The organism is Curtobacterium sp. APC 4022 (genome assembly GCF_030407555.1).
GTDB lineage: Bacteria > Actinomycetota > Actinomycetes > Actinomycetales > Microbacteriaceae > Curtobacterium.
The window spans coordinates 25,810-45,116 of the sequence record NZ_JASDDD010000024.1 but is presented as its reverse complement, the minus strand read 5'-3'; the positions used below and the strand labels follow the sequence as shown (position 1 = coordinate 45,116).

Sequence of the window (19,307 nt, the reverse complement as noted above, 5' to 3'; positions counted from 1 at the left end):
GCCCGAACCACTGCATCCCGTGGTTCGGGCCGGTTCCTGTTGTGCGACGCCACGCGGCGCTGCCGCCCGCGCGCGACCGCCGGACGCCCGCCGCCGCCCGCGGCCGCCGCGGCGTCAGAAGTACGTGATGCCGTGCGGGGTCCGGGGCGGGGTGAGCATCGCGCGGAGGAGCAACGGCGCCGCAGGGTCCGCCGCACGCAGCAGCCCCGCGGCCGCGAGCGTCACCGGCGAGACCGACCCGATCAACAGCGCCCCGAGGTCGGCGACGTCGAGCGCGATGTCGGAGCCGGCCACGTCCGCGTCGGGTGCCAGCCGGGTGACGGTGCCACGGGCCTCCCGGACGTCGAGGCGGTACGTGCCGGACGCGTGGCCGAGCGTGTCGGTGACCGCGATCGTGAGCGAGCCGTCGGCCGCGTACGGGCGGGACTCGAGCACGGCGGCGACGTCGAGGACGCGCAGCCAGACGTGGTCCTCTTCGTGGTCGACGTCGTAGGAGCGCGCGTCCGCCAGCGCGGCGACGATCGGGTCGTCCAGGCGTGAGCGCTTGTAGACGACGACGTCGTTGAGGTCGATGGAGAGCAGGAACTCCCACAGCGACAGGTAGGCGGCGTCGGTCGTGTACACCAGGTCGACGATCTCGACGCGGGTGTCCTCGCCGGTCTTGCCCTCGACGACCCGCCAGGTGACGTAGCCGTCGACCTCGTCGGAGCCCTCGGGCCGGTGCACGGCGGCGCGGACGTCCTTCGCCTTCTGCCCGTCGGGGCCGAACTCGCCGAACACGATCGGCCAGGTGCCGGTGTTGCGGACCATCGAGCCCGGGGTGCGGGCGTGGAAGCGAGCGAAGACGTCCGGGCCGACGCCGTCCGCCAGCCACTGTGTGGTGACCATCACGACGGTGCCGGTGGTCGGCGCGAGGAACGGCAGCGCCCGGTCGCGGCGGACGTGCACGGCCCGCTCGCGGATGGCGCAGCCGAAGCCGAACCGGCGGTAGATGGTGCCCTCGGAGGCGGTCAGCGACGCGACCGCGTAGCCCTCCGCCACCCCGCGCGAGAGCGCGTGCGTCATCATCCGGCGGAGGATCCCGCGACGACGTTCGGTCGGGCGGACGGTCACGGCGGACACGGCCTGCGTGCGGACGGCGGAACCGTCGCCCCAGCTGAGGTCCTTCGGGAACCAGGTGAACGTGCCGGCGGGCCAGGTCTCGTCCACGGACCCGGCTGCGGGTCGGTTGACGTAGACGCCGAGGAAGGTCTCCTGGTCGGCGATGAAGTGCGACGCCATGCGAGCGGCGCCCTCGTCGGACTCCGGAAGCTCGTGGAACCCGACACCGACGGCGTCCATCCAGGCGCGGGTGGTGGCGTCCGGCGCCCCCTGGTCGTCGGTCTGCGGGTGGAACTCGCGGAGGTCGTAGCGGTCGGTGGATTCGTCGTTGATCAGAGCCACGATCCGACCCTACCGGGCGGTCTCACGGCGTCTGCCGGGCGGCCTCCTGCGCGACGACGGCCGCCAGGTCCGGCATCGCCCGCATCTGCTGCAGCGGGCGGTGCATCCGCGGGTTCCGCCGGAGCGCCGGTTCCGCCCGTTCCAGGAACGCCCAGTACCCGGCGGTGAGCGGGCAGGCGTCGTCGCCCAGGCGTTTCGTCGGGTCGAACCGGCAGCCGCCGCAGTGGTCGGTCATCTTGTCGATGTACCGCCCGCCGGACGCGTACGGCTTCGTCGCGACCACCCCGCCGTCGGCGTGCTGCGACATCCCGATGACGTTCGCGGGCATCACCCAGTCGGTGCCGTCGACGAAGACATCGGTGAACCACTCGGTCAGTTCGAGCGGGTCGTACCCCCGCTGTAGTGCCCAGTTGCCGAGGACCATGAGCCGCTGGATGTGGTGCAGCCAGCCGTGGTCGCGGACCCCGTCGAGGGCGACGGTCAGGCAGACCGCGTCGACCTCCGTCGCGTCCAGCTCCCGCCACCAGGCCGGGAGGCCCGTGCCCGCCGGGTGCACCGGTCCGGCTCCGGCAGGCGGTCGCGCTGCGGCAGGTGGTCGCGCCCCGAGCGCTTCGACGTCCGCCCCGTAGTCGTCCCCGAGCCACCAGTAGAGGTGCCAGACGTAGTCCCGCCACCCGGCGACCTGCCGCACGAACCCCTCGACGCTGGCGAGCGGCGCCGCTCCCGAGGCGTGGGCCGCCAACGCCGCGTCGATCGCCTGCCGGGGGTCGAGCACGCCGAGGTTGAGCGGCACGCTGAGCAGCGAGTGCGCCATCGTCCAGTCGTTCGTCAGCACGGCGTCCTCGTACGGCCCGAAGTCGCCGAGCCGTACCGCGACGAAGTCGTCGAGCGCTGCCTGGGCCTCGTCGGGCGTCACCGCGAAGCGCCGCCGGTCGTCCCGTCCGACGAACTGCACGAGGCCGTCGCGCTCCCACCGGTCGAGGTCGGCCCGGACCTCGTCGTCGACCTCGTCCTCGGTCGGCCACCAGGGGTCCGGCAGCCCGAGAGTGGTCGCGCCCCGGGGTGGTGGCTGCCGGTTCTGCGCGTCGAGGCTGAACGCGCCACCGAGCGGGGCGTCGTTCGCCATCAGCCAGCCCTCGCGTCGCCGGACCCGTTCGTAGTGCGCCTCCATCAGGAACCGCCCACCCCGTTCGGCGGCCCAGCCGGCGAACTCGTCCTCGTCGGTGACGAACCCGCGGCTCGGCAGGATCGTGGTGCCGTGTCCCCAGTGCCGGACCTGACCGCGCTGCACCCGGGACGGCGGGTCGATGACCTCCAGGTCGTCCTGCCCGACCAGGGCGTCCCGCAGGTGGTCGACCCGGACGTGCTCGGCGCGGTCGCCCAGGTCCCGCACCCGGTGTCGCAGCGCGCTGAGCCAGAGGTGCGCCTTCGTCCGGTGCACCGGGCGTGCGGTGAAGAACTCGCGGGCCTCGACGACCACCACCGGCCCGCCGTCGTCGAACGCCGGGCCGTACTGGCCGGGGAGCAGGAGGCGCCGCCGCACGGCTGCGGGGGCGGAGTCGGTCACCCGGCAGACGCTACGCGGCAGCGCTGACGGCGGCTCGTACCCCTAGTCCGTTAGTCCGTCGCACCCGGCGGTGGGTCGACGAGCAGCCCGACCCGGTCGGCGAGGTAGTCCGCCAGCGGGACGTCGGTGCCGGCGGTCGCGGACCACCGGACGCGGGGTTCGTCGTCGCGGACGAACAGCGCCGTGTCGGCTCCGACGAGCGAGGCGTCGAGGGGGATCGGCGTCGCGCTGTGGTTCACGGTGTCCCCGGGCGCGAAGTGCCCCTTCGCTGCCGCCGCCCGGTAGGCCCGACGGACCTCGGCGGAGACGGAGACGAACTGGGAGCGCCCGGCCTCGGTCACGCGGGTGATCGACCCGGTCGCCCAGACCTGGCCCGCGGTCTCGGGGGAGGACCCGAGCAGCAGCGCACCGACCCGCCACACCCGCCCGAGGGAGCGGATGGTCGGGTCCCGGCGGATGCCGAGCACGGGCTTGGGCTCGACGTACTCGCCGAGGGCCTCGTCACGGGCTCCGGCCGCGCCGAGTCGCGTCGCCGCGTCCTCGAGCATGGCCCGCGCGCGCTGCACCCCGTCGGTCCGACCGTCCGTCACCCGCCAGAGCCTAGACCGACGCCGGCCGGGGTACGAACGCCTCTGGCGAGCACGTGCCGTACTCGTCCTTCCGGGACGCGCAGGCGGCGCTCGCCGAAGCGGGTCACACGACGCGGGAGGCCGTGCCCACCTGCTGCTGAGGACGTCGCCGGGTGTGGTCCACACCACGCTCGCGACGACGAGCGCGGCGACGTCGACGGCGCACCGTCGACACCGTGCCGGTGACGATCATCACCGCTCCGTACGCCAGGAGCAGTCCGGCGAGCAGCGGCAGGAGCCAGGGCCGCGACCCGTTCACCACCTGGTTGACGGTCCCGAGCCACGGCACGCTGTACCAGAGGGCACCGCGGATCTGCGCCGGGATGACGGGCTCGGCGTCGACCGCGTCGTTCGCGTCGCCACGGAAGACGAACTGCCGGGTGCCGTCGGACGAGGACCTGATCGCGACGACGCGGTGCGTGACGACCTCGGGGCGGCCGGACTCGAGTTGGTAGGTGACGACGTCCCCGATCCGGACGTCCTCGGGCGCGACGGGTCGGACGACCGCGAGGGTGCCGGGCGGCAGGGTGGGCTCCATCGACTGCGTGAGCACGGAGAGCGGGACGGACCCGGTGGCCTTCGGCAGGGCGACGAGGACGACCGCGAGGCCGGCGACCAGGAGCACCAGGCCGGTCCTGAGCCCGACACCGACCGCGCGGAGGACCGCGAGTGCGCCGTTCCGGACCGGTGGGGCGGCCGGGCGGGCTGCGTGGCGGGCGCGGGGCGAGCTTCCCGGCCGGCGTCGCATCGACGGACCCGAGGTCAGCGTGGTCATGCGCCGCACCGGATGGCCGGGCCGTCGTTCTGGGTGAAGAGCGTGATCGGGCCGTCCGCGACGACGTCGTCGGTCGGCTTCCCGGAGTCGTCGAGCACGCGCACGGTCACGGTCACGGTCCCGGCGTCGGGAGCGGCCGGTCGGACCTGGTCCGGCGCGAGGGTGATCTTGCCGAACCAGCCGAGCTGCTGGTCGCCGACCTGGACGCCGTCGACGAACGCGCCGTACGCCGTGGGCTTCGGGCGGTCGCCCTGGTCCCAGGTCAGCTCGATGAAGTTGCCGGCCTGGTTCGTGCACCCGAGTGCCGCGACCGAGTTGCCGGAGTTCAGGTAGAAGCCACCCCAGACCGCCGGCGACACCCAACCGGCGTTCGTCGTCGTGAGGACGATGTGCATGTTGGTGGTCGCCGAGGCCGGGGCGCCGGCAGCGAGGGTCGACCGGATGCACCAGACCGCAGCAGCACGCGGTGCGAGGGACGAGGTCAGGCTCGGCAGCGACGCCCAGGTCCCGCTGACGGCTCCGGTACCGACGGCCGTGGCATCCGTGCAGTCGTCGGTCATGGGTACGGGCCAGGCGACGACGTCGGTCGCCTGGGCGAGCGCCGTCGACCCCTCGGCGACGACGGCGGTGGTCGCCGTGGTGCCGGGGATGTTGCCCGCGTTCGTGAGCGTCACCGGGCGCGTGATCGACGGGGACGCGGGTGTGGAGGTCGTCGTGAGCGCCTCCGTGCCGGAGATCGCCGCCGCGAGCGTGCCGTTCGTGGCGCTCGACGCGGCGGTCCCGGTCGCGGTCCACAGCGCCCAGGCGACCGACGAGCCGCCACCGACGAAGACGGCGACGAGGACGACGGCGAGCACGAGCCGGACACGCGCGGTCACGGTGCCACCTGCGTCCCGGTGATCGTGACGGTGAAGTCGGTGACCGCGCCGGACACCGTCTGCGGTGCGTCGGCGTCGAGCACCATCTCGAAGCACCCGGTGGCCGAGGCCGCGACGGGGAGCGTGTAGTACCCGCTGCCGGTGTCGAACGCGGCTGGTCGGGCAGCGTAGCCCCCGAGCCCGGCACAGCAGTCCGCAGCCCGGCCGACGGGTGCCAGGCGGAGGGTCAGTTCGTCGAGGACCGCGCTGTCCGGCACCGAGGCGTACGCGACGTGCAGGGTCGTCGTCTGCATCCGGATGCCGAGCGGGACCGTCCCGCTGTTCCGGACCGAGAAGGACCCCGTCGTGCTCCGTCCCGGCGCCAGCGGCGTCGCGTACATCGCGGTGAGGGGACTGACGACGAGCGTCGCCGTCCCGGACCGGACGGTCGACTCCTGCGTGGATGCGGTGCCGTTCCAGAGCGCGTACGTGCTGCCACTGCCGACCACCGCGGTGGCGACGGCGAGCACGAGCCCGAGGCCGACCGGCCAGGCCCAGCGCAGACGACGGGGCGCGCGGTGGCGTCCCGTCGTCGGCGTGGTCCGGGTCATGTGCGTCCCCCTGGAGGCCGTGGTCCGGCTCAGGAACCCGTCGAGCCGATGGGGGTCTGCGTCAGCGTGAACGCGAGGGCACCCACGTCGACCGTGCCGCCCTGCCCGGTCGTCGCGGACTGCGGCAGGGTGATCGTGAACGTCACGAGGACGGTCGACGTCGCGGCCGAGGGCGTGACGGTGAAGACCGTCGGATCGGCGGTCTTCGTCACGGCGGCGGTGGACGACGAGACGTCGAGGGTCTTCTGGGTCGCCGCGAGCAGGTCGGCGTCGCCGGTGATGCTCTGCGGCGCGTAGGTGAGCGTCGCGCTGAGGTCGTCGCCGGTCGCCCCGACCACGAGGGTCTGCGTGAACCGGTACGTGTTGCCCGGCACCATGAGCACCGATGCGGGGTCGATCGGGTTCGAGCGGCCGTTGGTGAGGTCGGTCCAGGCGCCGTCGCGGTTCGCCGTCAGGGTCAGGGTGCCGGAGCTCACGGCCGTGGCGGCGCTGCTGGCGCTTGCGTTCCAGAGGGCGAAGGAGCCTGCACCACCGAGGAGCAGGGCGACACCCGCGGCACTCGCGATGGTGCCGGTCACGATCTTGTGCATGGTTCTGTCCGTTCCTGCGCTGGGCAGCGCTGTCGGCGTCTGGGGCGTTCGGGAGGGCCCGACGGAACGGTCGTCACCGACCTCCCCGGGTACGGGAGGGCGCGGCTGACCGGCGCCGGAAGGCCGACCCGTGTGCCCAGGAGTGAGGGATGCTCGGGCGAGGTCGTCCTGTCGTCGAACGTACCCGGGTCCCCCGAAGTGCGGACACGCCGACATCCGGTTGCAGCGGCCCCAGAACGAGGGGGCCCCTGGGGAGTCGGATCGGCGACGTCGGCTCGGCGACGTCAGCCCCGCGACCTCGGGTCAGGGCGCGTCGGTGGTCGTCCGCTGCCGGTGTCGACCGGTCGGGCGGCCTGCCTCGGCCGGCGCACGTCGAGCGGTCCGGCGGCGACGGACCGTCGACACGACGCCCAGGGTGATCATCACCGCCGCGTAGCCGAGCAGGAGCGTGGCCGCGGTCGGGATCAGCCACGACCGGGACCCGTTCACGAACTGGTTGACCGTCCCGATCTCCGGCAGGCTGTACCAGACGGTCCCGCGGATCTGTGCGGGCAGGACCGGTCGGCTGTCGGCCACGGCGTTGTTGTCGCCCTTGGTGGTGAACGTCCGGCCGCCGTCGGACGACGAGCTCACGGCGATGACCCGATGCGTGACCACGGCCGCCTGGCCGGAGGTGATCTGGTACGTGACGACGTCACCGACCTCGATCCGGTCCGTGGCGACCGGCCGGACGACGACGAGGGTGCCCGGTGGCAGGGTCGGCTCCATCGACTGGGTGAGCACCGTCAGCGGCATCGACCCGGTGGCCTTCGGGATGACGATCAGGACGACGGCGAGGGCGGCGACGAGCAGCACCAGACCGGTGCTCAGCCCGAAGCCGACGGCGCGGAGCACCGAGACCAGCGCGCTGCGGTCGGCGGGTTGTGCTCCGGCTCGGCGGCTCCGCGAGCGCGTGTGTGGCGCACGTCCCTGCGAGGGGCGGGCCGGGTCGCGGCGCTGGTCCGGGCCTCCGGTCCGACGCCCCGCGAGGTGGGCGCTCACGACCCGCACCGCACGGCCGGACCGTTGTTCTGCGTGAACAGCGTGATCGTGCCGGTCCCCGCGTCGGTCGTCGTCGGCTTCCCGGCCGAGTCGAGGACGAAGACGTCGACCGTGACCGTGCCGCTGGTCGCGACGGAGGACGGGATCTGGCTCGGGGCGATGGTGACGCGACCGAAGTAGGACTGCTGGCGGTCGCCGATCTGGACCCCGTGGACGAACGCGCCGTACCAGGTGTCCATCGAGCGTCCGGCGGCGTCCCAGGCGACGTCGACGTAGTTGCCGCCGTGGTCCGTGCAGACCAGGGCCGGTGCCGCTGCCGCGGTGGTCAGGGAGAACGTCCCGCGGACGGCGTTCGCCGTCCAGCTGGCGTTCGTCAGGGTCACGTCGAGGGCGACGTCAGCGCGTGCCGCGGCGGGGGCCGCCGTGCCGGCGGTCGACCGGATGCACCAGACGGTGCTGCCACCGGCGCTGGTCTTCGACGTCAGGCTCGGCAGGGAGGCCCAGGTGCCGACGACCGCGCCGGACGCGACCGCGGTGCTCGACGTGCAGGCGCCGGTCGACGCGACCTGCCAGGCGCGGACGTCGACGGCACGGGCGAGGGTGGTCGAGCCGCCGGCGAGGACGGACGCGGTGGTGCTCACCGTGCCGGCGATCGTGCCGGTGTTCGTGACGGTGACGGGCGTCGTCGTGGTGGTGGTCGTCGACGAGAACGCGGTGGTCAGCGCGTCGGTGCCGCCGACCGTGACCGCGATGCGACCGACCGCGACGCTGGTGGTGGTCGACGCCGAGGCGGTCCAGAGTGCCCAGGCGGCGGAGGACCCGCCGCCGACGAAGGCCGCGACGAGCAGGACGGTGACGAGGAGTCGGAGGCGCGTGGTCACGAGGCCACCTGCGTCCCGGTCACCGTGAGGGTCACGGCCACCCCGGCTCCGGCCACGCTCTGCGGTGCGTCGGTGTCGAGGTCCATCTCGACGCAGCCGATCCGCCGACCGCCGGCCGGGACACTGCCGCTGTCGGTGCCCGAGTCGAAGGCGGCGACGCGGCCGGAGGCGCCGGCGGTGCCCGCACGGCACGCGCTGGTCGACGTGACGACCGAGTAGCGCAGGGTGACCTCGCCGAGCACGGTGGTGCTCGCGGTGCTGGTGCCGGTGACCCGCGCGGACGTCGTGACGACCCGGGTGCTCAGCGGCACGGTGCCGGTGTTCGTGACGGTGAAGGTGCCGGTGCTCGCCGCTCCGGGTGCCAGGGGAGCGGCGCTCATCGTCAGCTGGCTCACCGTGAGGGTGGCGGTGCCCGAGCGGACGGTCGAGGACGAGGTGCTCGCGGCCTGGTTCCAGAGGGCGTAGGTGCTGCTGGTGCCGAGCAGTGCGGTGACGACGGCGACGACGACCGCCACGACGAGGGCGAGCACGGTGGGCCCCAGCCAGCGGTTCCGTCGGGGTGCGCGGTGGCGTCCCGAGACCGTCGTGCTGGCGCTCATGCTCGTGTCCTCCTCGGGCGGTGTGGTGGTGCGGGCGCGTGTGGGGCGGCGCGTGCGACGGGTGCACGCGATGGCGCGGGTGCAGCGTGCGGGCAGCGCGTGCGACGGGCGGGTCGTCAGCCCGTCGCACGCGGTCGGTCACCCGGGGGTCAGGACCCGATGGCGGTCTGCGTCAGGGTGAAGGCGAGTGCGCCGACGTTGACGGTGCCGCCCTGCCCGGTGGTCGCCGAGGACGGCAGGGCGATGGTGAAGACGACCTTGACGGTCGAGGTCGCGGTGGACGGGGACACGACGAACGTGTTGGCGGTGCCGCTGGCCGGGACGACCGAGGCGCTGGTCGACGTCACCGCGAGGGTCTTCGTCGTCGCGGCGATGAGTGCCTGGTCGCCGGTGATGCTCTGCTGCGCGTAGGTCAGGTTCGCCTTGAGGTCCTGACCCGTCGCACCGACGGTGAGGGTCTGCGTGAACTGGTACGTGTTGCCGGGGACCATCAGGACGGACGCCGGGTTGATCGTGGCGGAGCGGCCGTTCGTGATGTCGGTCCAGACGCCGTCGTTGTTCGCGGTGAGGCTCAGCGTGCCGGCGCTGACGGCCGAGGCCGCGCTGCTGGCGCTCGCGTTCCAGAGCGCGAAGGACCCGGCCCCGCCGAGGAGGAGGGCGACGCCTGCTGCGCCGGCGATGGCTCCGGTGACGATCTTGTGCATGGGGTGGTTCCGTTCTGCGCCCCTGACGGGCGCGGTGAGGCCGTCGTCGGCGTTCGGGTGTGCTCGCGCACGGCGACGTGGTCGGTCCCGGGGTGAGCGGGACCGCAACCGAGGTGTGCGGGAGAGGGGCGGTCGCCGGGCTCCGAGGCGGGGAAGTTGCTCGGGCGGGCCGGACTCGCTTGATGGTCAGAGCGTACGCGTCCCCCAAAATGAGGACAAGCACGGATCAGCCTCGGAGCACCCCCAGAACGGGGGTCATCTCTCGTTCTCCGGACAGCCGTCGGAACGGGTCGGTGTGGCACAGCGGGCGGAATGCCCGCGAGGTCTGTGCAGTTGCATCGACCGGATCGAGGAGGTCACATGGGCATCGTGCGGTGGTTGTTCGACGCGCAGCTCGTCATCGGCGACCAGACGGTGCTCTGGCGCGAGGTGATCGGCAACGTCTTCGGGCTGCTCAGCGCCCTGGGCGGGATGCGCCGCAAGGTGTGGGCGTGGCCGGTCGGCATCGCGGGCAACGCGCTCCTCTTCACGGTCTTCATGGGGGCGCTCTTCGACACCCCGAACCCCGTCAACCTGCTCGGACAGGCCGGACGACAGGTCATGTTCATCCTGGTCAGCGTCTACGGCTGGTACCGCTGGACGCACCGCGCGGACGAGGCGACCACCGTGCTCGAGCCGAAGTGGGCCTCCTGGCGGGCACGTGCGCTGCTCGTCGTCGCCCTGGTCGGCGGCACCGCGGTCCTGACGCCGGTGTTCCGCGCGCTCGGCTCGTACGAGCCGGTGTGGAGCGACGCCTGGATCTTCGTCGGGTCGCTCCTGGCCACCTACGGCATGGCGAAGGGGTGGGTCGAGTTCTGGCTGATCTGGGTCGCGGTCGACCTGGTCGGTGTGCCGCTGCTGTTCTCGGCCGGGTACTACGCCTCGGGGCTGATGTACGTCGTCTACGGCGCCTTCACCCTGGCCGGGTTCTTCGTCTGGATGGTCCAGGGGCGGAAGCCCGCGGCGGCGCCGGTCACCGTCGGCTGACACGGCGGCGCGCCACCCCGGCAGCCGCGACCGTGCGTCAGCGCGAGCGCGGCAGCGCCTTCGCCCGCCGCCACCCGGCGATCTGCTTCAGGCTCACCTTCGACCCGTACTGGGCGACCGAGTGCCGGAACAGGTACTCCGCGAACCAGAGCAGCACGCCCGCGACCACGAACACCTCGACGATGCACGCGATCGTCTCGACCACCGACAGCGACCCCACCGCGTTCCGCACCATCGCGGTCACCGGCGTGAACGTCGGGAAGTACGTGAAGAACGCGGCGATCGGCGACGACGGCGTCGTCATGACGAAGAAGGCGGCGTACAGCGGGATGATCACCGCGAACAGCGCCGCCGACTGCAGCGTCGAGGCGTCCTTGATCGTCGGCACCGAGGCGCCGACCGCCACGAACAACGCCGAGGCCAACAGCACCCCACCGACGAGCAGCAGCGCGCCCGCGACCATCCGCCACGGGTCGAGTGCGAACGAGCCCACCCGCCCGGCGACCAGCGGCAGCACCACGGCCAGCGACAGCAGTCCGGGCACCAGGAACACACCGACCTGCACGAGCCCGACCAGCAGCATCGCGATGACCTTGCCGCGGATCAGGGTGCCCGCCGTGACGGTGGTCAGGATCATCTCGGAGATGCGGTTCTCCTTCTCCTCGACCACGACGGTGACCATCCGGGCGGCGAGCAGGATCACGAGCCCGAAGAACGCGGCCACGTAGAGCAGCGGCGGCACGATCGACAGCCAGCCCGGCGCGACCCGGCCGTCGGCGTAGGTGGTGACCGTCGCCTGCGGTGGGGACCGCAGGATGTGCACGGCTTCGGCGTCGTCCACCTGCGCCGCGACGCTCTGCTCCAGCACCCGTTCCGCCAGGGCCGAGTACCCGGTGTTGGCGAACAGCCCGCGGTCCGCTCCGAGCACGGTGACGGGGGTGGTGGACGGCGTCGCGGGGAACGCGATGAAGGCGTCGAGGTGACCGGCGCGGACCGCCGCACGGTCCGCCGCGGGGTCGGTCGAGGGGGACCCGCCCCACTTCGCCGCCACCTTCTGGGACACCAGCCCGGAGTGGTCGACGTAGTGGAACGGCGTCCGGGCGGCCGACCCGCTGGAGATCGCGGAGTCGGTGCCGGCGGCCTGACCGACCCCGACCAGCAGCGACACGACGATGACGACCAGCGGCAGGGCCAGGGTCCCGATCCAGAACGCGGGCTTCTTGACGGCGCGGACGAACTCGAACCGGACGACGGTTCCCAGGCGGCTCATCGCCCGGCCCCGACTGCGGTGCGGGCGGCGTCGACGTCGGCGTCGTGCCCGTACAGCTGCACGAAGATCTCGTCGAGGGGGATCCGGCGCATCTCGAACCCGGTGACGTGGACGCCGGCGGACACGAGTTCGGCGAGGATGTCCGACCCGTCCGGCGTCGCCGCCGCGGTGGGGACCAGGTAGGCGACGTGCCCCTCGTGCCGGGCCAGCCGGTACCGGTCGGACCGGGGGACCGGCCCGCTCAAGGCGACCTTCGCGACCGCCCCGCCGAACGCGTCCTGCACCTCGGGGATCGTGCCGTACGCGGCGGCCACCCCGTCCTTGAGGAGCAGGATCCGGTCGCAGAGCCGTTCCACCTCGTCCATGTGGTGGGTGACGAGGATGACGGTCGCGCCGTCCGCCTTCCGCTCGTCGACCAGGTCGAGGAGCAGCCGCCGGTTCACCGGGTCGAGGCCCTTCGTCGGTTCGTCGAGGATCAGCAGGCGCGGCCGGTCCATGATCGTGATGCCGAGCTGCACCTTCTGCTGCTGTCCGCCCGAGAGCTTGTCGATCCGGACCTTCGCCTTGTCCGCCAGTCCGACGCGTTCCAGGTACTCCGTCGACCACCGTGTCGCCGGGCCCCGGGGCATCCCGCGCAGGGCCGCGAAGTACGTCATGACGTCGATGACGGTCTCCTTCCGGTAGAGCCCGCGCTCCTCCGGCAGGTAGCCGATCCCACCGGTGGCGGGTCGGTACGGTTCGCCGTCGATCGTCAGGGTGCCGGCGGTCGGCGCGGTGATGCCGAGCAGTGCGCGGATCGTCGTGGTCTTGCCGGAGCCGTTGCTACCGAGCAGGCCGAAGGTCTCGCCGGGCGCGATGTCGAACGTCAGGCCGTCGACGACGTTCCGGTCCCCGAAGCGCATGACGAAGTCGCGGACGCTGATGCCTGCTCCGGCCACGGTGGACCCCTTCCTCGCGTGCCGACCCTACCGACGCCGTCTGACGGCCGGGAGGCGCGGCTCGCGTCGTGCGCGGTGCCTCCGGTCCGTCAGCCGGTCGCGTTCAGCCCCGCCCGCGGTCAGCGAGGCAGCGTCGCGAGCACCCGGGCCGCGTGCTCGGCGTCCGCAGCCGAGACGTCGAGGTGCGTCACGAGCCGCACCGTCGTCCGCCCGAGCTGCATCACCCGGACGCCCGCGTCGGCCGCCGCGGCGACGAACGCCGCCGGGTCGGACACCTCGGCGAAGACGATGTTCGTGTCGACCGTCGCCGGGTCGACGTCGAGCGCCGCCGCGATCACCCGGGCGTTCGCGTGGTCCTCTGCCATGCGGTCGACGTGCGAGCGCAGGGCGTACCGGGCACCGGCGGCCAGGATGCCGGTCTGCCGCATGCCGCCGCCGTAGCGCTTCCGCCAGATCCGGGCGGCGGCGATCCGTTCCGCCGTGCTGACGAGCACCGACCCGACCGGGGCGCCGAGGCCCTTCGACAGGCAGACGGACGCGGTGTCGAACCCGCCGGCGAGCTCCCGGAACGGGGTGCCCGACGCGACGTGGGCGTTCCACAGCCGGGCGCCGTCCAGGTGCAGGCCGATGCCGTGCTCGCGGGCGAAGTCCTGCACCGCGCGCACCTGGTCCGGCGGCTGGACCGTGCCGCCGCCGAAGTTGTGGGTGTTCTCGACCGCGATCGCCGTGGTGGACACCGAGTAGGCGCCGGCGTTCGGCTCGGCGATCTCGGCCACCGACCGCGCGACCAGGCGACCGCGCTCGGAGGCCCAGGTCCGGGTCGTGATGCCGGAGAACACCGCGGCCGCCCCCAGTTCGGCACGGACGACGTGGGCCTGCACGTCGGCGAGCAGTTCCTCGCCCGGGCCGACGAGCAGTCGCAGGCCGAGCTGGTTCGCCATCGAGCCGGACGGCGTGAACAGCCCGGCCTCGTGCCCCAGCAGCGCCGCGACCTCCTGCTCGAGCAGGGTGGTCTCCGGGTCCTCCCCGAAGACGTCGTCGCCGACCTCGGCCTCGGCCATCGCGCGGCGCATCGCCGGGGTCGGACGGGTCACGGTGTCGGAACGCAGGTCGATCACCGGACAACGGTAACCCTGCCGACAGCCCGCTGATGCACGCCCCGGCTACGGTGTGCGACATGCAGACCCCCGCACCCGGAACACTCCGCATCCTGCACCTGTCGGACACGCACCTGACCGGCGACGGCGCCCTCCACCAGGGCACGGTCGACACGACGGCGGCGCTCGGTGCACTGCTCGAGCACCTCGACGCCGTGCCCGGTGTCGGCCTGGTCGTCATCTCCGGCGACGTCTCCGAGGACGGCTCGCCCGAGTCCTACCGGACGGTCCGACGCATGGTCGGCGGCTGGGCGGAACGGCACGGCGCCGCGTTCGTCACGGTGCCCGGTAACCACGACCAGCGCGCCGGCTTCCGGCAGGTCCTGATCAACGGGCACGTCCTCGGCGAGGGCGGCCAGCCGCTCATGCACACGATGGAGCACCACGACCCGTCCGTCCCGGTGCGGGGCCAGTCCGTGGTGGCCGGGCGGCGGATCGTCACCGTCGACACGAGCATCCCGGGCGCCGGGTACGGCGAAGTGAGCGAGTCGGTCCTCGAGCACCTGCGCACCGTGCTCGCCGAGCCGTCCGAGCACGGGTCCGTCGTCGTCCTGCACCACCCGCCGCTGCCCGCGCCGACGTCGCTGCACGACGCGCTGAAGCTCCGGAACCCCGAGGACCTCGCCGACGTGCTGCGGGGCACCGACGTGCGCATCGTCCTCGGCGGCCACTACCACCACCACTTCGCCGGGTCGCTCGCGGGCGTGCCGGTGCTGGTGGCGCCGGGTGTCGCGAACGACAACGACGTCGCCGGCCCGTACGAGCAGGAGACCGCGCTCGTCGGCACGGGCGCGCTCGTCGTCGACCTCGCCGCCGACGGGTCACTCTGGTCGACGCCGGTCCGGCTGCCCCGTCCCGACGCCGACCAGCAGGCGCTGCACCTCGACGCCGAGGCGTCCGCGCGGATCGCCGAAGCGTTCGGCCCGGCCTGACCGGCCGGTCCCGCAGCACCACATGACGGACGGGAGGCCCGTGGCGGTGCCGCCCCGCGCCTCCCGTCCGGCCCGTCCCCAGCGGGTGCCGACCCGTCCCGACGGGTCCTCAGGATCCGGACCGCTCCCTGCGAGAACCCCACATCCGCGGACGGAGCCGTGCCGGAGGCGAGTAGGACGGACGCACGACGTCCCGAGGAGGGTGACATGCGAACTGGTAGCGCAGTGCAGTACGAGCGGTACGGCGACTTCGACGTGGTCGAGGTCGTGCCGCAGGAGCGACCCACGCCCGGGTCCGGCGAGGTGGTCGTCGAGGTCATCTCCGCCGGCCTGAACCACATCGAGCGGTTCCTCCGCGAGGGCAAGCTGCAGGACCACATCCAGGTCGAGTTCCCGGCCCGCCAGGGCGTCGACCTCGCCGGCATCGTCCGGGCCCGGGGCGCGGGCGTCAAGGACCTGCGCGTCGGTGACGAGGTCATGGGCCACGCACCCGAGGGCGGCTCGCACGCGACCTGGGTCGTGGTGCCCCGCGAGGCCGTCGTCATGAAGCCCACGCACGTCGGGTGGGAGGTCGCCGGGGGTCTGTACCTGGCCGGCTGCACCGCCGTCGACGTGGTCCGGAAGCTCCGCCTGGGACCCGGCGACACCGTCGTCATCAGCGCCGCCGCCGGTGGTGTCGGCCACATCCAGTGCCAGCTCGCCCGCGACGCCGGTGCGACCGTGATCGGCCTCGGCAGTCCGCGGAACCACGACTACCTGCGGCAGATCGGCATCCTGCCCGTCGCCTACGGGGACGGCGAGGAGGCCCGGATCACCGAGATCGCCGAGGGCCGGCCCGTCACCGCCTTCATCGACAACCACGGCGACGAGGCCGCCCACGAGCTCGCACTCCGTCTGGGCGTCGACGAGAAGCGGTTCGTCTCGTCCGAGGCCCGGCGTGACGCCGAGCTGCGGTTCCTCCGTGCCCCGGCGTCCGACCCGGAGGCGAAGGAGCTCATCCTCTTCCTGGCGAAGGCCGTCGAGGACCGCCGCGTGCAGATCCTCATCTCGGGCTTCTACCCGTTCGAGTACATCGTCGACGCCTACGAGGACCTGGCCGAGATGCACTCGCGCGGCAAGGTCGTCGTCGGCATGCAGCCCGTCGAGACCGGCGCCCGTCAGGACTGGTACCGGTCCGAGAAGGCGCGCGACCTGCGCGACCAGTACGCGGAGGAGAAGGCCGACGGGGCGGTGCCGACCAGCTGAGGACGGTCGGTCAGCCGGTGGTCCGGTCTAGCTGAGGATGTCCTTGCTGGCGAACCTGCCGTACGCCAGCGCCCCGAACACCACCAGGTAGCCGAGCTGCAGCAGGGCATTGCTGCCGAACGAGTCGAACGAGATCGGGTCGCGCAGCAGGTCGCCGAAGCCGAGCCACAGGTGCGAGAACAGGAACGGGTGCAGCCAGTCCAGCTGCGGCAGCTGGTCGAGCACCTGGGAGACGCCGGCGAGCACCACGGTCGCCGCCATCGCCCCGACCGGCACGTTCGTCAGGGTGGACGCGAACAGGCCGATCGCGACGAGCCCGAGCATCGACAGGGTGACGTAGAGCGCGAGCAGCAGGGCCCGGGCGGCGTACGACCAGCCGTCGACCTGCGTGCCGGACAGCAGCGTCACCGGGCCGATCCGGAACAGCACGGCCCCGATCGCCGCTCCCACGAGCACCACGAGGAGCGTCGCGGCGAGGCAGAAGGCGATCGCACCCGCCGTCTTCACCAGGATGAACCGCACCCGGCCGGTCGGCGCGACGAGCAGGTACCGCAGGGTGCCGTGACTCGCCTCGCCCGCCACGGTGTCACCCGCGACGACGCCGACCGTGAGCGGCAGGAACAGCGGGATCGACACGGTCAGGGCGGTGAACGCCACGAAGAGACCGTTGTTCGTGATGTCGCCGAGGAACGCCGGGCCGCCGCTGTCCTCGCCGGTGGTCAGTCGGACGGCCACAGCGATCAGGATCGGCACGGCCGCCAGGGCTCCGAGCATCGCCCAGGTGCGGCGACGCCGGAAGACGAGCGCGAGTTCGGAGCCGAGCAGGGCGAAGGGACGGGTCCGTCGTGCCGGGGCAGTGCCGCCCGCGGCGCTGCCGGTCGTCGCCGGGCGCTCGGCGGTGGTCGGGGTGGGGTCAGCCGGCGACATCGAATCCCTCTCCGGTGAGTGCGACGAACAGGTCCTCGAGCGTCCCGCCGCCGACGGCGAGCCCCCGGACCCGGACGTCGGCACGCACGAGCTCGGCGGTGATGGTCTCCGGTTCGACGTCGGCGACCAGGTCGGCGACGAGCACGTCCGAGCCGCCGTCCCGTCGTGGCGCCAGGCCGAGACGCCCGAGGACGACCGCGGCCTGCCCGACGTCGGGGGTGCGGACCGTCACGGTGCGGGCACCGGCGGAGCGCAGGTCGTCGAGCGTGCCCTGCGCGACGAGCTGCCCGGTCCGCATCACGGCGGCGTGCGTGCAGACCTGTTCGATCTCGGCGAGCAGGTGGCTCGACACGAACACCGTGGTGCCGTCGTCGGCCAGGGAGCGGATGAGGTTGCGGACCTCGCGGGTGCCCTGCGGATCGAGGCCGTTGGTCGGCTCGTCGAGCACCAGGAGTTCGCGCGGGGTGAGCAGGGCGTTCGCCAGGCCCAGCCGCTGCTTCATGCCGAGCGAGTACGCGTGCGCCTTCTTGTCGGCCGCGTGGGTCAGGCCGACGCGGTCCAGGGCGGACGCGACCCGGTCCTTCCGGCTGCGCGGGTCCGAGGTCGGGTCGGCGGCGTCGAACCGGGACAGGTTCGCGCGTCCCGACAGATAGGGGTAGAACGCCGGACCCTCGACGAGCGCGCCGACCCGGGGGAGCACCGAGCGCAGGGCCGTGGGCATCGGTTCGCCGAGCACCTCGATCGAGCCGCCGGTCGCGCTCGAGAGCCCGAGGAGCATCCGGATCGTGGTGGTCTTGCCGGAGCCGTTCGGTCCGAGGAACCCGAAGACCGATCCGCGGGGGACGGTCAGGTCGATGCCGTCCACCGCGCGCTGCTTGTGGAACACCTTGCGGAGTCCCTCGGTGCGGATGGCGAGGTCCGTGCGGACGGCGAGGTCCGTGCTGACGGCGCTGTCGGTGCCGGTCGGCGTCGTCGTCACTTGGCCGCGGCGACCAGGGCCGACACCGGCACCGCGCCCGCCAGGACCCGGCCGTCGTCGGTCAGGTAGACCGACACGAGTGAGGTCTGCACGGCACGTCCGCCGTCGACCGCGGTGGTGAGCTGGTCGAGGAGACCGGAGGCGTCCGCGTCGAGCCCGGCCTGGTCGGCGCTGCCCGCGGGGAGGGCCACGACCGTGTCCCAGCCGCTGCCCGAGACGGTCGGGCGCTCGGCGCTGCCGGCGCCGCGGTGCCGCGCACCGGAGCCCGGCGTGGCGTCGGAGAGGTCCTTCGTGCTGACGTCCGCACCGGTCGGCGGGGTGAAGTCGAACAGACGCGCGGCCGGGGCGCCGTAGTCGAGGCTGGTGAACCCGACCTGGAACGCGGGGTCCTGCTTGCCGGCGGCGGTGACGGACGCGCGGAGGGGGAGCCCGGTCTGCTGGTCGACGGCGAGCTGGACCCGACCCACCAAGGTGTCCGAGGACTTCGGCGTCAGGGTCAGCAGCCAGGCGTCGTGCCCGGCGACCGAGGTCGCGACGGGCTTCGAGACCGTGGTGGTCGGCGTGATCGCGTCGATGGCCTGCTCCGCGACGTCCGTCGGCGTCGCCGTGCCGCTGCCCGGGGTCTGGGCAGATCGGCTGGGGAGCGTCGTCTTCGTCGCGGCACGCTGCTTCGAGTCCCACGTCCACACGGTGCTGCCGTTGCGGATGAGGTCCTGCTCGGCGAGCTGCTCCGTCACCTGCACGCGCTGCTTGCTCGCTCCGTCGACGTAGACACGGGCGGTGTGCGACGCGGTGAGCAGGCTGAGGGCGTCCGAGGCGTTGCCCTCGAGCGAGGACCCGCCGGCACCGGTGGGGAGCTCCGGCAGGCCCAGGTCGCTCGTCTGCGAGAGCTTGCCCGAGTACCGCTCGTCCGAGGACTTCGCGATGCTGGCGATCACGGCCGCCGCGGTCGGGTGGTCCCCGGCGATCGGGGTGGACGCGGCCTGCGCGATGACGGGAGCGGCGACGACACCGGCCACGACGACGGGTGCGATCAGGGCCGGCAGCCAGACGGACTTCTTCATGGGTGGATCCCCTCGATGGAACGTCGGACCCCGCTGTGGAGCGCATCGGAGTCTCGAGCACGGTACGTCCGA

At 73.0% G+C, this 19,307-nt stretch carries 20 protein-coding genes; 3 read left to right on the top strand and 17 right to left on the bottom strand.

Going from position 1 to position 19,307, the window contains the following annotated elements; translation table 11 throughout:
* Nucleotides 1-114: 114 nt before the first annotated feature.
* The 11 genes from QL987_RS09555 to QL987_RS09505 all read right to left on the bottom strand — a co-directional run bounded on the left by QL987_RS09555 (nucleotide 115) and on the right by QL987_RS09505 (nucleotide 9,697).
* Nucleotides 115-1,443: a GNAT family N-acetyltransferase gene (locus tag QL987_RS09555; RefSeq protein ID WP_290157399.1), complete on the bottom strand. Its 1,329-nt coding sequence runs from the start codon at nucleotides 1,441-1,443 to the stop codon at nucleotides 115-117.
* 22 nt (nucleotides 1,444-1,465) lie between these two features.
* Nucleotides 1,466-3,010 (bottom strand): cryptochrome/photolyase family protein, encoded by a 1,545-nt coding sequence (locus tag QL987_RS09550; RefSeq protein ID WP_290157398.1) that lies wholly within the window; start codon nucleotides 3,008-3,010, stop codon nucleotides 1,466-1,468.
* A 50-nt stretch (nucleotides 3,011-3,060) separates the two neighbouring features.
* Complete coding sequence (locus tag QL987_RS09545) at nucleotides 3,061-3,600, bottom strand: hypothetical protein (RefSeq protein ID WP_290157397.1); 540 nt, start codon at nucleotides 3,598-3,600, stop codon at nucleotides 3,061-3,063.
* A 103-nt stretch (nucleotides 3,601-3,703) separates the two neighbouring features.
* Nucleotides 3,704-4,414 (bottom strand): signal peptidase I, encoded by a 711-nt coding sequence (locus QL987_RS09540; protein WP_290157396.1) that lies wholly within the window; start codon nucleotides 4,412-4,414, stop codon nucleotides 3,704-3,706.
* Nucleotides 4,411-5,292: a hypothetical protein gene (locus QL987_RS09535; protein ID WP_290157395.1), complete on the bottom strand. Its 882-nt coding sequence runs from the start codon at nucleotides 5,290-5,292 to the stop codon at nucleotides 4,411-4,413. Before QL987_RS09535 ends, QL987_RS09540 begins: the two co-directional genes overlap by 4 nt.
* Entirely contained in the window at nucleotides 5,289-5,882 is a 594-nt protein-coding gene (locus QL987_RS09530) for a TasA family protein (protein ID WP_290157394.1), read from the bottom strand. The genes QL987_RS09535 and QL987_RS09530 overlap by 4 nt, the downstream gene beginning before the upstream one ends.
* Before the next feature lie 29 nt (nucleotides 5,883-5,911).
* Nucleotides 5,912-6,472, bottom strand: coding sequence for an alternate-type signal peptide domain-containing protein (locus QL987_RS09525; RefSeq protein WP_221851445.1), 561 nt, complete (start codon nucleotides 6,470-6,472; stop codon nucleotides 5,912-5,914).
* A gap of 303 nt (nucleotides 6,473-6,775) precedes the next feature.
* A complete protein-coding gene (locus QL987_RS09520; RefSeq protein WP_290157393.1) occupies nucleotides 6,776-7,513 on the bottom strand; it encodes a signal peptidase I in 738 nt (245 codons plus the stop codon).
* Nucleotides 7,510-8,394: a hypothetical protein gene (locus QL987_RS09515; protein ID WP_290157392.1), complete on the bottom strand. Its 885-nt coding sequence runs from the start codon at nucleotides 8,392-8,394 to the stop codon at nucleotides 7,510-7,512. The genes QL987_RS09520 and QL987_RS09515 overlap by 4 nt, the downstream gene beginning before the upstream one ends.
* A complete protein-coding gene (locus QL987_RS09510) occupies nucleotides 8,391-8,993 on the bottom strand; it encodes a TasA family protein (protein WP_290157391.1) in 603 nt (200 codons plus the stop codon). Before QL987_RS09510 ends, QL987_RS09515 begins: the two co-directional genes overlap by 4 nt.
* 149 nt (nucleotides 8,994-9,142) lie before the next feature.
* A complete protein-coding gene (locus QL987_RS09505; protein WP_111074744.1) occupies nucleotides 9,143-9,697 on the bottom strand; it encodes an alternate-type signal peptide domain-containing protein in 555 nt (184 codons plus the stop codon).
* A gap of 360 nt (nucleotides 9,698-10,057) precedes the next feature.
* Between QL987_RS09505 and pnuC the strand changes: the two genes are divergently transcribed.
* Entirely contained in the window at nucleotides 10,058-10,723 is a 666-nt protein-coding gene (gene pnuC, locus QL987_RS09500) for a nicotinamide riboside transporter PnuC (RefSeq protein WP_111074743.1), read from the top strand.
* Nucleotides 10,724-10,760: 37 nt separating this feature from the next.
* On the opposite strand, the gene QL987_RS09495 is transcribed toward pnuC, so the two are convergent.
* The 3 genes from QL987_RS09495 to QL987_RS09485 form a co-directional block, all read right to left on the bottom strand.
* The gene (locus QL987_RS09495) at nucleotides 10,761-11,993 is read right to left on the bottom strand and encodes an ABC transporter permease (RefSeq protein WP_290157390.1); all 1,233 of its coding nucleotides are present in this window, start codon (nucleotides 11,991-11,993) and stop codon (nucleotides 10,761-10,763) included.
* Entirely contained in the window at nucleotides 11,990-12,931 is a 942-nt protein-coding gene (locus QL987_RS09490; protein ID WP_290157389.1) for an ATP-binding cassette domain-containing protein, read from the bottom strand. The genes QL987_RS09495 and QL987_RS09490 overlap by 4 nt, the downstream gene beginning before the upstream one ends.
* 119 nt (nucleotides 12,932-13,050) lie before the next feature.
* Nucleotides 13,051-14,049, bottom strand: coding sequence for a GntG family PLP-dependent aldolase (locus QL987_RS09485; protein WP_290157388.1), 999 nt, complete (start codon nucleotides 14,047-14,049; stop codon nucleotides 13,051-13,053).
* Between the two features lie 59 nt (nucleotides 14,050-14,108).
* Here QL987_RS09485 and QL987_RS09480 point away from each other — a divergent pair, with 59 nt between their 5' ends.
* Together QL987_RS09480 and QL987_RS09475 are read left to right on the top strand one after the other, a co-directional pair.
* On the top strand, nucleotides 14,109-15,020 hold the full coding sequence (locus QL987_RS09480; protein WP_290157386.1) for a metallophosphoesterase: 912 nt from the start codon (nucleotides 14,109-14,111) through the stop codon (nucleotides 15,018-15,020).
* A gap of 207 nt (nucleotides 15,021-15,227) precedes the next feature.
* The gene (locus tag QL987_RS09475) at nucleotides 15,228-16,265 is read left to right on the top strand and encodes an NADP-dependent oxidoreductase (RefSeq protein WP_290157384.1); all 1,038 of its coding nucleotides are present in this window, start codon (nucleotides 15,228-15,230) and stop codon (nucleotides 16,263-16,265) included.
* 27 nt (nucleotides 16,266-16,292) lie between these two features.
* Here the strand turns inward: QL987_RS09475 and QL987_RS09470 are convergent, their stop codons facing one another.
* The 3 genes from QL987_RS09470 to QL987_RS09460 are packed head-to-tail and all read right to left on the bottom strand — an operon-like array spanning nucleotide 16,293 to nucleotide 19,235.
* Nucleotides 16,293-17,192, bottom strand: a complete 900-nt coding sequence (locus tag QL987_RS09470) for an ABC transporter permease (RefSeq protein WP_290157383.1) — start codon at nucleotides 17,190-17,192, stop codon at nucleotides 16,293-16,295.
* A complete protein-coding gene (locus QL987_RS09465) occupies nucleotides 17,179-18,171 on the bottom strand; it encodes an ATP-binding cassette domain-containing protein (RefSeq protein WP_290157382.1) in 993 nt (330 codons plus the stop codon). The genes QL987_RS09470 and QL987_RS09465 overlap by 14 nt, the downstream gene beginning before the upstream one ends.
* Nucleotides 18,168-19,235, bottom strand: coding sequence for a DUF2092 domain-containing protein (locus QL987_RS09460; RefSeq protein ID WP_290157380.1), 1,068 nt, complete (start codon nucleotides 19,233-19,235; stop codon nucleotides 18,168-18,170). Before QL987_RS09460 ends, QL987_RS09465 begins: the two co-directional genes overlap by 4 nt.
* Nucleotides 19,236-19,307 lie beyond the last annotated feature (72 nt).

Coding starts and splice junctions, on each gene's coding strand:
- QL987_RS09540 (WP_290157396.1), bottom strand. CDS start 4,414: ATGACCACGCTGACCTCGGGTCCGTCGATGCGACGCCGGCCGGGAAGC.
- QL987_RS09530 (WP_290157394.1), bottom strand. CDS start 5,882: ATGACCCGGACCACGCCGACGACGGGACGCCACCGCGCGCCCCGTCGT.
- QL987_RS09525 (WP_221851445.1), bottom strand. CDS start 6,472: ATGCACAAGATCGTGACCGGCACCATCGCGAGTGCCGCGGGTGTCGCC.
- QL987_RS09510 (WP_290157391.1), bottom strand. CDS start 8,993: ATGAGCGCCAGCACGACGGTCTCGGGACGCCACCGCGCACCCCGACGG.
- QL987_RS09505 (WP_111074744.1), bottom strand. CDS start 9,697: ATGCACAAGATCGTCACCGGAGCCATCGCCGGCGCAGCAGGCGTCGCC.
- pnuC (WP_111074743.1), top strand. CDS start 10,058: ATGGGCATCGTGCGGTGGTTGTTCGACGCGCAGCTCGTCATCGGCGAC.
- QL987_RS09495 (WP_290157390.1), bottom strand. CDS start 11,993: ATGAGCCGCCTGGGAACCGTCGTCCGGTTCGAGTTCGTCCGCGCCGTC.
- QL987_RS09480 (WP_290157386.1), top strand. CDS start 14,109: ATGCAGACCCCCGCACCCGGAACACTCCGCATCCTGCACCTGTCGGAC.
- QL987_RS09475 (WP_290157384.1), top strand. CDS start 15,228: ATGCGAACTGGTAGCGCAGTGCAGTACGAGCGGTACGGCGACTTCGAC.
- QL987_RS09470 (WP_290157383.1), bottom strand. CDS start 17,192: ATGTCGCCGGCTGACCCCACCCCGACCACCGCCGAGCGCCCGGCGACG.
- QL987_RS09460 (WP_290157380.1), bottom strand. CDS start 19,235: ATGAAGAAGTCCGTCTGGCTGCCGGCCCTGATCGCACCCGTCGTCGTG.